We start from the raw sequence: 13,596 nt of genomic DNA, 5'->3' as shown, positions 1-13,596 counted from the left end.
AAACTTATGTTGAGCGTGGGCGGGCAATAGCGCGCTCGAACTTTTTTGAGTTTTTTGGACTTATTCAGCAAGCCCTACTTAGCAGTAGCCAAATAAAGACGACCCACCCGAAACAAAAGAAGACAGGCAATTAAACAACAACTTCAATATATCAAAAGAAACCTCGCTCATCTTGAACAGCTAATCGAGTCAGGTGTGACCCTAGAATGGCTGAACAAAAAGCAATATAAAACTTTGCTATTCCTCACAGAAGTCGCTCGCCAGCAACAGTGGTTATTTGACAACGATAAACAGAGTATATCGGATAGAATAGTAAGTTTAAGTCAACCCCATATTCGTCCTATAGTCAGAGGAAAAGGCGGGAAAAGCGTAGAGAGGCGAGCCAAACTATCAGCCAGTTGTTTTGAAGGATATGTATTTTTAGACCGGATGAGCTGGGATAACTTTAACGAACCAGGGGACTTAAAAGCACAAGTAGAAGCTTATTCTAGATTTACAGGATATTATCCAGAGTCAGTTCATGCAGATCGCATTTATCGTACAAGATCAAACCGAGCGTGGTGCGAAGAAAGAGGAATTAGGCGAGCGTGGACTCCCTCTAGGAAGACCCCCAGCAAATGTGAGTAAATCAAAAAAGAAGCAAGCATTGGAAGATGAGAGGATTAGACTGGACTTCCCCCTGCAAATATACTTACATAGGCTCAAAGCCTATCATTGCAAAAGTTTCCATTGTTGAGTAAAATTTATGTAGCCATGTAGGTTATTCACGCCTGCAAGCTTACGCCAATTATATTGAATCTATTGCGTTCTGCACGATCGCCAAAACGGCTATTGCTTTAACTTGGGTACAGTTTTTTCACTCAACAATTGAAACCTATAATTGGTAAAGGTTTTAGATATTTTATTACATTTGTACGGGGGAAGTCCAGCTTAATAGTTAACAGCCCCCTCCTTGGGGTGGGTGAGATAACTTTCGATTGTCTAGTGTTGCTTCAGATAGACAGCCTTACCCGGAGCGGACGTGAATTTATGAAAAATCAATCTGACAGGATCTAACCGCTAACAATCAACAGACTGCATTTCTATTTTTAACGCCGTTTCGACTCTTTGATACTCCGCCTCAACCTGTTCTAAAAGCGCGCAGGCCGGATCGGGTAAAGGCTGGTTAGCATTCGTTCCGATGCGGCCCATGATTTCGAGTTGCTCACACAGCTCAAACAGGCGAAAAGCACCGAGAGTACCGCTAATTGACTTCAAAGAGTGAGCCGATCGCCGCAAAGCCAGCGGATCGGCGTTGCTCAGGGCCATAGAGATGCCTCGCAGCAGTTCGGGAGCTGTTTCGAGGTAAATCTCGATCGCCTCGTCCAAAGCTTCCACTTCTCGCAGTCCCTCTATAATCTTGGCACTCAGGGAATCGTGGCTATGTGACAAACCCCGATCGAGATTTGATTCGCCGCGATCTACGACTGCCGCCGAATTGGGAATTGTCTGTTGTGGATTTCCTGCAACAGCCACATTCGATCGCACTTCTAATTCACTCGTTCCTTCGATCTGTTCCGCCGGGGCATCCAAACAAACAATCGGCTGCAGGCGATCGAATGCGGAGTTCGATCGAGATTTACACGCGCTCAAAGCTCGCACCAACTGGTCAATGGCGATCGGCTTGCTCAAATAGTCGTCCATCCCCGCAGCCATACACTCTTCGCGATCGCCCTGCATCGCATTTGCCGTCATCGCCACAATCCAAGGCCTAGGTGGTTTTAGATTGTGGATTTTGGATTTTCGATTGTTAGATTCCTCATCAGTCAATTTTGGATTTTGGATTCTGGATTTTCCATTATTAGATTGCTCATCTGTTGCGGAAACTTCCGATCCTCCCGTGGGATTTTTGGTCGCGTCTCGATTATGAGATTGCTCATTTGTTACGGAAACTTCTGATTCTCCCGTGTGATTTTCTAAAGTTAAATCTGCTGAAAATTGCTCGCGGATGTGGCGGGTAGTTTCCAGTCCGTCCATTTCCGGCATTTGCACATCCATCAGCACCACATCATAAGGCTGGCGGCGCAAAGCTTCGAGCACTTCGATACCGTTTCCCGCCACATCTGCGCGATACCCCATCCGCTGTAAAATTTGCAAAGCCACCTTCTGATTCACCAAATGATCGTCAGCCAACAGAATCCGCAGGGGTAAGTTCTCAGCCAACATGGGTATGCTTTGCAAGAAAGCCCCGCTAGTGCGCTGCCCTTTAAATTCAGTTGTCTGTTCTCCAAAAATATTGATTAAAACATTGTAAAGCTGAGATTGTTTGATGGGTTTATTCAAAAAAGCAGCAAAATCCATCTCCATAGCAGGGGGGTGAATTTCTTGCCTGCCGATCGAAGTTAGCATCACTAACGGCAACCTTTCGCAACCAGGATACCGGCGAATTTGCGCCGCTAAAGCTAACCCGTCCATTTCCGGCATTTGCATATCCAAAACTGCCAAGTCAAACATCTCTTTAGCAGCCAGCCAATCTAAAGCCAAACGAGCCGAAGCTGAAGCCCTAGCCACCATTCCCCAAGACTGAGCTTGGAGAGTCAAAATTCTGCGGTTGGTAGCATTGTCATCGACAATTAAGACTCGCTTACCACTTAATTCAGGTTGAGAATTGCTCAAGTTAACTGGTAAGGAATTCTTGGAGCCAGAAACGATCGTACTGAAATAAAAAGTAGAGCCAACGGATTTCGTATTTTGGCCGAGCGGCTTGTGGCTGAGTACAGATTTGCCATAGGCGTATTTTTCGGCAATTTCGCAAGATTCTGCCCATCCCAAATCAAAAACTGCCGACGATCTAAAATCGGCAGGAGGATTGCCCGCGACACTACCCATACTTTCCACCCACATCCGGCCGCCCATCATTTCGGCCAAACGCTTGCTAATTGCCAAACCCAATCCGGTACCGCCGTACTGCCTGCTCGTTGAAGAATCAACCTGGCTGAAAGATTTAAATAGCCGATCCATGCGATCGCTCGGAATGCCGATACCAGTATCTTTGACCGCAAAATGTATTTCGTATGCTGAGTTAATTACTACCGATTCGCCATTAATTGCTGGCGGTTCTTTAGCGTTAGCCGCTGACACTGAAATCTTTTTGGCAGTCACCGCCACCACCACTTCTCCAGTTTCGGTAAATTTAACCGCGTTACTGAGCAAGTTGATTAAAATTTGCCTCAAGCGGGTGCTATCGCCGATCGCCGTTGCCGGTACTGTACGATCGATCAAGTAACCCACTTCCAGTTTTTTTTCTGCAGCCTTGGCAGCTACCAAGTCTAGAGATTCCTCAATGCAAGTGCGGATGTCAAACGGATGTTCCTCCAAGTCCAATTTGCCCGACTCAATTTTCGAGAAATCTAGAATATCGTTGATCAGCGTCAGCAAGGCATCGCCGCTGCTGCGGATAGTTTCTACAAAATCGCGCTGTTCGCGAGTTAAGGGGGTATCCAGCAGCAAACCGGTCATGCCGATGACTCCATTCATCGGAGTGCGAATTTCGTGGCTCATGGTGGCTAAAAATTCGCTTTTGGCTCTAGTAGCCGCCAGTGCTTGATCGCGAGCTTTTGCCAAATCTACGTCGGTTTGCTGACGTTCGAGTTCGCTTCCCACCCACTGAGCCATCAGTTTCATCAACTCTCTGTCTACAGCTCGGAACGGTTCTGTCACAGGAGTCGGAGAAAAGAAACACAGAGTGCCGTAAACTTCACCTGCCACAGTGACGGGAATGCCCATGTAAGCTTCGATTGGGAAGGCTCGATCGTCCGTGTTGAAGGAAAAACCCGCAAATCTCACCGACTCAAAGTAGATCGGTTCTTTTGCCATTGACGTAGCGACGCAGAAAGTTTTTTCCAGATCGTAGATTTGGTCTTTGACGATCGACCCGTCGGGACACTCAACAGCCATGATTTGATAGTTATCGCCTTGAATGCAGGACAAAATTCCCACGGACAGTCCTAAATGTCGGCATCCCATTGCCAGCAGTTCTTGGAGGCGCAAATCAAAGGTAGAGAGGTGGTTGAGCGGGTCTGTACGGGGAGCCGAAGTCACTTGGTACAAAGCTTTGATTGCAGCTTCGCTTTCTCGCAGTTCTTGTTCTGTTTGCTTCCGCACGCTGATGTCGCGGGAAATGCCGATAATTTCTTGGACTTCGCCGGTTTGGGGATCGCTGATCGTGCGACCGGTGGTTTCAAACCAAATGTATTTGCCGTCTTTGCGACGGATGCGGTAGCTAACGGTGTAAGTAACTGGGAGGGCCAGGACTTTCCAGTGAGCCTTGGCAATGGTTTCTAAATCGTCGGGGTGAAAATAATCGTTGGGAACGCGGCCGAGGAGTTCCGAAGGTTCGTATCCCAGCAAAGCCCGGCTGGCGGGCGAGACGTAAATAAATACGCCTTTGGGGTCGTGTCTGGTGATCATGTCGGTTGAGTTTTCGGCCATCAACCGATAGCGGTCTTCGCTTTCATTACGTTCGACTTGAGAATTGCCCAATGCTTCTAGCATTCTGTTGATGCCGTCTGCCAAGCTTGCGAGTTCATCTGCTCCTGCCATATGAACCCGCAAGTCTGGGTCGCCGTTGGCTGCGATGTTGCTGACGCTGGTGCTCAAGGAAGCCAATCTTGCCAAGACTAATTTTTCTAGCAACAGCAGGGTGATCGCGCTAAATATTAAACCTACTGCCAGTATTGATAAGGTAAATAGCTCCAAGGTAGCCTGACCTTGGCCGTAGATGATGCGATCTGTCTCTACTCGCAGCAGCAGCGCTAGGTTGCCGTCGATGTCGCGAATCAGGGCGTATCCTGCGACTAAGCTGTCGCTGAGCGGCTCCACTAAAATTTCTACTGATTTGAGGTGGGAAATTTTGAGTTTGAGGTTTTCCAAATCCTGCCTAGATGGAGCCATCGCCTTGGCGCCATGCCCGGAGTAGTTCGTGGCTCCCACTTTAAAATCCAAACTCGGCAATCTAAAATCTACTGACAGATGAGTTAGTTTTGAAAGCAAACCAATTTCGCTGCTGTCGAGATAGCGTCCCACGATTAGGGTTCCGCGCGGTGGGCCTTGGGCGTTGCTGTTGAAGATCGGCTTTGAAGCAATCAGCAGCGTGGCTTCTGGCAGGGTGAGGACGCCTGTTTTGGCGGGGCGATCGCCCGAACCTGTCGAGGAGTCTAGCAGCGCCTCGATCAAGTGCTGTTTTAAGCTTTCGGGAATTGGGATTTCGGTTTTGGATTTCAGGTCGAAACCTTTGCTGAATATCGTCTGACCGTTGGAGTCCAGCAACACCAATAAGTTTAGTCTCAAGTAAACAAATGTCGAATCGACGAAATTTGACTTGACAAATTTTTCGTTTCGTGTTACGGCGAAAGAGTAAGTATCGTCCCACTCGGCGTAATCTTGAGCGCTGGTGTCTAAATTCGACAAATCGTCATCTAATGCGTCCAAAGCCCGCGCGACATCCTGGCGGACGTACTGGGCCTCCAGGTTGTGAAAATCATGCAGCAAAATAGTTGATGCAGTGGCATAGAGAACCACAATCAGGCTGATCAGCGCTGCACTGATGATTAATAGTGTTTTTTTTCGGAGTTGCATGGCGTCGCCCTCCTCACGGTGCTACTCGGCAACTAGCCAGGAGAGGTTTGAGACGTAGGTTGTTTAGCATTGGCGATCGCAGGGCCTGCGTGTTTTGACTTTTCTGGGCTGGCTTGGCAAAGCCCTTGGTATTTCCAAGGTATCCGGTATGTTGCCCCCCACAGTCAGTGTAGTATTTTCACAGCTTTAGTTCCCTATTATGCACAACCTAATGGTCTACAAGTTATAACCTGACGATCGGCATCTTCAAAGGAAACGGGCGATCGAACTTTTTGAGTTCGCGTTTGATACTAGCGCAACCAGGGAGGCAGGCGGTTGAGAGAACAGGCGTGCTGGGTTTAGAACCCTACTATTACTGTAGCTAAAAAATATTGAGGAGAGACCGGACTGTCGCGTCGAGTTTTTCCTACAAAAAGATTCTTATTCCAAGAGCTTTTTTGATTTGTGTTGTTTTACAGCAATCCTTGCAGGAGTGGTGGAATACACCCAGAAGTCAATCCAGCCGCCTCGAAGCCTGGACCACGTTCATAACTGACGAAAAAATTGCGATCGCAGAGGTAAGGAATATCCGCCGAATTTTCATTTACATCCGCCAATAAAATAGACAATCTAAAAATTATGCTTTTGACTTTTTTATTGTGAATGAAGCAAAACTGCTAATTAAAATGTATAAACTCACAGTTTGCATTCTCCTCAATAAACTTGTAGGAGCGGATTTACGAATAACCTTAAAAAGTACCAACAAATTAAATAAACCAGTTCCCACTCCCCGATAACATCCTTTAATAAAAGTAGTGCCTGATATCAGTATCAACTCACATCAGGCACTATCTGCAATTCGATCGCAACTTGAGTCTTTTTTACCGGATAACGGCTAAAGCACCGGCGCCTGCAGCAGCAGCGGCCGAAGAAAGAGCGGTGAAAAACAGCCACCAAGAGGCAACTTCTGCTGCTTTCCGGGTTTCTTCGGCTTGTTTTTCGGCTTGCAGTTTGATGCTTTCGAGACGAAGCTGCGCCTCTTGCTGCAAGCGTTCTGCTCTTTGCAAGACGCTGTTGCGGCTTCTTTCAATTTGGTCGATCAAGCGGTTGGCATCTGCTTCGGAAATGTCCTCGCGAGAACTCATTAGTGCTACTAAAGTATCGCGATTGAAATGACCTAGCCGATCGCGCAAAGCGTCAAATCCGGCTTGCGGATCGTCAAATAGCTTCCGCACGTCCCGCGTAATGCCTTCGTAGTTGAGTTCAGGGCGATCGAGCGAATTGAGGTAATCCCGAATTTTTCCGAGAATCCCGTCAATTACCGACTGAATACCCTCCTGTATTTTCTGAATTTGCAGTGCGAACTCATCGCGCACCGACAAAATTCCATCGACAATGCGATTTGCTTCTGCTTCAGAAATATCCTGCCGCTGAGACAGCAGAGAAACAACTGTAGCTCGATCGATGTGCGACAAGCGCTCGCCCAAACTGTAAGCGCCCACTTTCGGGTCATGCAGCAGCAGTTGCAAGTCGCGCTTGATGGCTTCTGGATTTAATTCATCCTTGCCCGTATTACGCAAATAATCTTCTAAAACACTCTGAAAATCGTGCACTTGGCTTTGCACCCGTTTTGCCAAACGGCGCGGCGCTTTCACAATCGATCCAAGAGTTTCCTGCACTTGGTCGATAATTTGATTGACTTGTTCCTCACTCAAATCTTGTCTCTGAGAAAGCAGTTTTACCAAAGTATCGCGATCGACTTGAGACAGGCGGCCGCGCAGTGCTAAAGCTCCTTCTTTGGGATTTTCCAGGAGTTTTGTCAAATCCCGCTTAATCCCTTCAGGATTGAGTTCTGACTTGCCAGTATTGCGAAGGTAATCTGCAAGGGCGGTTGTGGTTTGGTCGTACTGATCCTTAGCTTTTTCGGCCAACTTTTGCGGCGCATGCAGCACGCCGTGCCAAGTTTCTTCGGTGCTGTCGAGAAGCTGATTTACTTGCTCTTCGCTGAGGTCTTTCCGCTGAGATAGCAATTTTACCAACGTTTGGCGATCGAACTTAGAAGCTCTAGCTCTCAGCGCCCACATTCCCGCTTCCGGGTTGTCCAGCAGCGTTTTCAAATCGCGCTTGATGCCTTCGGGATTGAGTTCTTCTTTGCCCGTAGACTTCAAATATTCTTGCACTCTTTGCCACTGGTTATCTAGTCGGGCTTGCGCTGCTTCTTGCAGACCTTTAGCATCTGCTAACACTACATCTCGCGTCCTTTCCAACTCTTGAACAATCTGTTCTACTTCCTGGAATCCGAAGTTTTCGCGACCTCGGAGAATTTGCACAAAACTGTCGCGGGTGTAAGGAGAAAGCCGATCGCGCAACTGTTCGTAAGTAGCGTCGGAATCCTCTAATATTTTTTTGAAAGCGCTCCCGATACCTGCTGCTGTGAGTTCCTCTTTCGGCGTCAGCTTCAAATAAGTTTCTACCCGCCACTGCAAATCGCGAGATTTTTCTTGCTCCTCGGCAAAGATCACGGTTTGTAAAACGCGCTGTCTAATTGCTTCTAATTCCTGGGAAATTTCTTTAATTTTGTCTTGGGTAAAAACGCCTCTACTAGCCAGGATTTCGGCAAAATAAGACTGTTTTAGTTTTTCTAATTCCCGGCGCACAGTTCCCGGATCGGCTGTAGGATCGTAGAGAACGTCCCGAAATTCGCGCTCGATGGCTTGGGGGTTCATCTGCCACGAATAAGTGTTGAGTAGGTAGTTTTCTACGTCGGCACGAATTGGGCTGTAAGTTACGGGTTCGCCTTTGACTTGAGCGGTAATTTTATCAGTTTGCTGAGTAACTTTGTCTTTAGCTTCTTTGAGCTGACCGACTACTTTTTCAAGATCCAAGTCAGAAATATCCGTGCGACCCAATACTATTCCCATTAAAGCATTGACTGCCATTGTCGTTGCTTGGGACATCATGGTCGGGCTTTGTCCAGAGTTTTGACCGCTCAGATTGCTGAGAGCTTTTTCTACCCTACTTGCCAATTTATCTGAAACCAAATCTCCCGATTTGGCAGATTTGAGATAGTCTACTAATTGGGCGATGCCGTCTGATGGCTGCCCTTGTTTTCCTACTTGTTTCCAAGCATCTTGAAGTTGGTCTACAATCCGGTTAACGTCGCGTTTTGATAAGTCCGATCGCGAACTTACTAAATCTACGAGAGTTTGGCGATCGAGATTCGGCAAATTTTCGGCTGCAATGGTTTTTAGTTGCGGATCGTTAAGCAATTTTTCAAACTCGCTACGCATCCCTTTGATGTCTAATTCTGGCGGTTTGAGGCTTTGGATGTAGTCTTCGACGTTTTCGCGCAAGCTTGTGGGGTCGATCGCGCTACCCAGTTCATGGCCCACTGCTGCTGCTGCTGCTTTGGCTGTGGCGACTACTTGGTTGCTGGCTGCTTTGGCGCCGATGGCCGAGGCTGCGGTGCCGACAATGGCTTGAAAGCCTGATGTGGCGGTGTTGACGACGGAACCGATCAAGGAACCGACGGTGGTGGAACTCACCCAAACAAGCATTGAGAAATACGCGGCCCACACTACTAAACCGACGATCGCACCTAAACCGGGACTGCTAATCAAGCTGAGCTTAACTGCTAGCAAGCAAGCAAAGAATAGGGCAATGGTGACGGTGACTAGCGTCCAAGTACCTACCTTTCGGCCGATGTGGCGGACTGGGGAGCTCCCGCTATCCGAGTGGTGGCCGTCGTCGTGGGATTGTCCCATGTACGAAAGGCCCGCAGCTACTGATAAATTTGTTAGCAAGAGTTGGAAAGCGCAGGCAAGTACGACTCCAGCTATCAAGGCGATAAAAAATTGCGGCCCGGAATAAAGGAGTGCTGCGTCTTCTGCTGTGTTTGTAGTAGTCTGCTCTACTGGCACTTGGGCCAGCCAGAACCCGATGTTATACAGTTGTGGATTTATTGGCAAATTTTGATACATAGTATATTCCTCGTTAAGAGTGGGTGCGCGCGCTCATTGGCGCAAGTTAACCAATGTATAGTTTTAGACTCATGCCCCCAATGGCAAGCATCGCCTTATTGACGAGCTAAAGCATCCCCCTACAGTTGGAAGTGTAGAAATATGTCTGCGGCCGGCTGTCACTTTAGGAATATTTGTGCTATGTAAATTGGCAGTTGTGAAGTTGTTACTTCTCAGGTATGAGTAAGGTGCGGTGTGGCGCATCCAAGATAGATGGTAGTAATGGTAAGTCGGATTAAAATAATGGCAGAGGAAAATCTTTGGTCGATCGATATTAAGAGTCGGCACAGAAGCCCAGACAGATTGTTCCCTATTCATCAACCAATGCCATAGCAAATTAGCTTTGAAGGAATTCGATAGTGCAGCGAGAAAGTCATGCAATTATTATTGGGGGGAGTTTAGCAGGACTGTTGGCCTCTAGAGTATTAGCAAAACACTTCGACCGAGTAAGTATTGTTGAACGAGATTTTTTTCCTGAGCAACCCGCACCTCGCCCCGGGATTCCTCAATCCAGTCACCTTCACATCCTTTTAAATCGGGGGAAAATCATCCTAGAAGAGTTGTTTCCCGGCTTGGAAAACGAACTGATAGCTGCTGGTGCTCCTAGGTTAAATCCGAAGTCGATCGGGTGGTTTAGTCCGGCGGGCTGGGCCCCGCAATTTAGCCCGGATCTAAATGATTTAATTATGTTCAGTCGGGATTTACTGGATTGGCAAATTCGCCGCCGATTGGCTGAAAATACGAACGTGCATTTCCTCGAAGGAGGCACAGTAACGGGGTTTCTGGCGAAGGCCTCGCGCGCGGAGATTGCTGGTGTATCGGTGCGTTTTCGCGATCGCCACAACCCGGGTAACATTCATGCAGAGAATTTGTATGCAGATTTAGTAGTCGATGCTGGTGGCAAAGTTTCCAAAACACCTCAATGGTTGAAAAGTTTGGGCTATGAACCTCCACAAGAAACCGTTATCAATGCTTTTGTCGGCTATGCCAGCCGCATCTATAAATGCAGCGGTAAATTGTCAGACACAGCGCCAGTATTTGTGTCTCCAGCACCGCCATTTCGCACCTGCGGCGGTGCAATTTTCCCGATCGAAGGCAATCGCTGGCTGGTGGGTTTCGCCAGGGGCGATCGCGATTATCCCCCCACAGACGAAGCAGGTTTTGTAGAATTTGCGCGCAGTCTGCCAATCCCGACAATTTATCATGCGATTAAAGACGCAGAAGCCATCACACCAGTTTATAGCTATCGAGGTACAGAAAATCGTTTGCGACACTACGATCGCCTCTCCCGTTATCCTGAAAATTTGGCAGTTATCGGTCATGCAGTTTGCGCTTTCAACCCAGTTTATGGCCAGGGAATGACCGTTGCTGCACTGGATGCTCAGATGCTAGATGGATGTTTGCAAAAGCAAAGAGAGCGGTATCCAGAAGGCGATTTAACAGGCTTTGGGCGACAATTTCAAGAAAAACTAGCAAAATTACACACTATTCCTTGGACGTTTGCTATCAGTCAGGATTCCCGCTATCGGGGAAGTGAAGGTGCAAAACTAAACCTTGCTACGCGGCTGACAATTGATTACATGGATCTGGTGTTAAAAGTGCTGGTCGGAGATGCTAAAGTTTGTCAAGCATTTTTGGAAGTTCTGCACATGATTGAGTCGCCGGCTGTACTTTTTTCTCCCAGTATTGCGCTTAAGGCGATCGGGCAATTAGTCACCGTTCGGCAGAAGGGAGAATTAAGATCGAGAGTTTATACAGAATCCGGTTAGTTTTGCCAAGTCTATTTTTTCACCGCCGAGGAAGGAAGATAAACGCAGATGAAATCCTATTCATCTGCGTTGATTTAACCTGATATGATGTTCCCTGGAACCGGGATGATAAAAAGCGTGACTTTTGCGACTGCGGTTTTCTGGTATTTCACGTAATTAAGATGGGTAAAATCCGATTTAGTACCGCAATTGTCGGTTTTTGAAATAAATCTAGTGGATTGATTTCAAAAAATGTTTGTAGTCACGACTTACCCACAGGACTCAAGAAACCCGGTTTTTGCCCCATATCCCTCGCGCTTCACGCTATATTGTCGTAAAAAAATCGGTTTCTGCCACCTAGAATAATCTAGACTTGTGCAATTGTCACTTGCCAGCCAAACAATCTAATTGTTGTTGCATTTGGGTGGTAACTCGCTCGAAACAAGCATCAACATAATCGCGATCGCGCGCCGCCTCCGAACCGTACTTCTCAAATACAATTGGTTCGCACACGCGAGTCCGAATTTGCACGGGTAAAGGCAGGTTTGGCAAAGGCCCAATACTCAATCCCCAAGGCAATCCCAAATACACCGGCAATACCACTGGATCGATGCCAAATAGCCACGGCATCCCCAATTCATGCAATTGCTTTGCTTGTTCGTACAAATCTGCCAAAACTATCAAAGTATCGTGGGCACCGTGCGATATAATTGGTATAATTGGCACTTCTTCTCGCAATGCTAATTTGATAAATCCCTTGCGTCCCGCAAAGTATATTTGATCGCGCAAATGGTGGGGGCGAAAAACATCTTGAGCGCCGCCCGGATAGACGAGAACTGCGGCATTTTTCCGCAAAGCTGCGATCGCCATTTTTGGATGTGCCTGGAGGGCACCACACTCAACCCCCATGCTAGCAATCTCTGGGGAAACCTTCCATACCGTGGGGTGCATCAATCCGTAGGCCAAGCGTTCCGTGCCGTACCTGCGGAACCATTCGTATAGGAACATAAACATATCGGGAGCGGCGAGTCCCCCGTTGTGAGAACCGACAACAAGCATTTTTCCGTTTGGGGGTACATTGTGCCAACCGTCGCTTTGTACGCGAAAATAGTAGCGGTACAGCCATTCCCAGATTGGCAACAGAAGCTTAATGAAGTCGGGATTGCGATCGTCTAAAGATAGACCGTCAAAGGGATATTTAGAGGGTTTGCCGTCTTTTTTGTTAGTAGTTTTTGTCACTGCAAAAATATTTAACGCTTCGATAATTATATAGCAGAAGGAAGAAAATTCTAACTCTCGAAGAGAGAAGGCTTGAGTTATTTGGGAAAGGAGGAATAAGGGAGGAGATTAGTTAGGCTTTTCCTCTTCTTGTGTGTGCGCTAATCGCCCTCGCCCTGCGAAAAAAAAGATTTTGTTTATCATTAATATACTCCCATTCCGAAGGAATCTACCGCATTAGTTTCAGCAAGTGAAAACCTCATAAACATCGAGTGCGGTTGCTATAGCAATATAATTAAATCAGAATTGGCGCCAATATTTGGTTTCTGATTTGAGCGGGCTGGTTTTGTTCGGAGGTTTTGTGCTGGTTGTCTCCACAGGAACAAAACCGTTTGCAAACAGCTACAGCAACTGTCGCTGATGGCGGGGCGGCTTTAGCGACAAAAACACAACTGTGTCTCAAGCCGATAAGTTTCCGTTTTGGAAGATTTTATCAAATTGACGCCAGCCATCGGGTCAAGGCGAGCGATTGGTGCTGTTTGCCACAATTTTAAGAGGACTTACCCACGTACTACGATTTTCTGTCGGGAGATAAAGTAGTGAAGCAATCTCAAACCCTTGATTTAACGGCGTTGAGTGCGTAAGTCCTGTTTAAGTAAGGTACGATCGACAGTGGAGAGCGAAGAACTGTATCCGGCTTCCGATACCCCAGTACGACGATGGGGTCGAGCGCGCCAATCGCCTGTCACTCAGAATCTGGCAGCATCTCAAGCACCATCTCGGTCTCGAATCTGCCAAGAATTCACCTGAAATGTAGCCCTATATTACTCAACGACAACAACTGACAGCTAAATAGTTTAACGAACACCTGACAAGATATTGGCGGACAACAGATGACTTGGATTCCTAGCAAACTGTGCCGCATTTAAACTGTTAACTGTTGAGTTTTGACTTTCCCGCTCTCCCATTCCCCGACTCGGACACTCTCGCCTTCTCCCTTCCCCGCTCTGCCATAA

4 protein-coding genes and 1 pseudogene are annotated in these 13,596 nt (G+C 47.4%); 2 read left to right on the top strand and 3 right to left on the bottom strand.

The window, feature by feature from the left end:
• Positions 1–69: 69 nt before the first annotated feature.
• A pseudogene (locus QUA23_RS15270) lies at positions 70–667 on the top strand (transposase); the annotation flags it as partial.
• A 392-nt stretch (positions 668–1,059) separates the two neighbouring features.
• Here QUA23_RS15270 and QUA23_RS15265 read toward each other — a convergent pair.
• Positions 1,060–5,616 carry a response regulator gene (locus QUA23_RS15265; protein WP_333076721.1) on the bottom strand — a complete coding sequence of 1,519 codons (4,557 nt, stop codon included), beginning with the start codon at positions 5,614–5,616 and terminating at the stop codon, positions 1,060–1,062.
• Positions 5,617–6,476: 860 nt separating this feature from the next.
• Positions 6,477–9,575: an MFS transporter gene (locus QUA23_RS15260; RefSeq protein ID WP_333076720.1), complete on the bottom strand. Its 3,099-nt coding sequence runs from the start codon at positions 9,573–9,575 to the stop codon at positions 6,477–6,479.
• A 398-nt stretch (positions 9,576–9,973) separates the two neighbouring features.
• Here QUA23_RS15260 and QUA23_RS15255 point away from each other — a divergent pair, with 398 nt between their 5' ends.
• Positions 9,974–11,383, top strand: coding sequence for a 2-polyprenyl-6-methoxyphenol hydroxylase-like oxidoreductase (locus QUA23_RS15255; protein ID WP_333076718.1), 1,410 nt, complete (start codon positions 9,974–9,976; stop codon positions 11,381–11,383).
• Between the two features lie 363 nt (positions 11,384–11,746).
• Here the strand turns inward: QUA23_RS15255 and QUA23_RS15250 are convergent, their stop codons facing one another.
• Entirely contained in the window at positions 11,747–12,601 is an 855-nt protein-coding gene (locus tag QUA23_RS15250; protein ID WP_333076717.1) for a lysophospholipid acyltransferase family protein, read from the bottom strand.
• Positions 12,602–13,596: the final 995 nt, after the last annotated feature.

This window comes from Microcoleus sp. Pol1C5 (assembly GCF_036701115.1).
Lineage (GTDB): Bacteria > Cyanobacteriota > Cyanobacteriia > Cyanobacteriales > Microcoleaceae > Microcoleus.
The sequence above is the reverse complement of the archived record's forward strand: the minus strand, read 5'-3'. Positions and strand labels throughout refer to the sequence as shown.

What these genes read in the sequence shown, in the direction of transcription:
- QUA23_RS15265 (WP_333076721.1), bottom strand. Translation starts at nt 5,616, where the DNA reads ATGCAACTCCGAAAAAAAACACTATTAATCATCAGTGCAGCGCTGATC.
- QUA23_RS15260 (WP_333076720.1), bottom strand. Translation starts at nt 9,575, where the DNA reads ATGTATCAAAATTTGCCAATAAATCCACAACTGTATAACATCGGGTTC.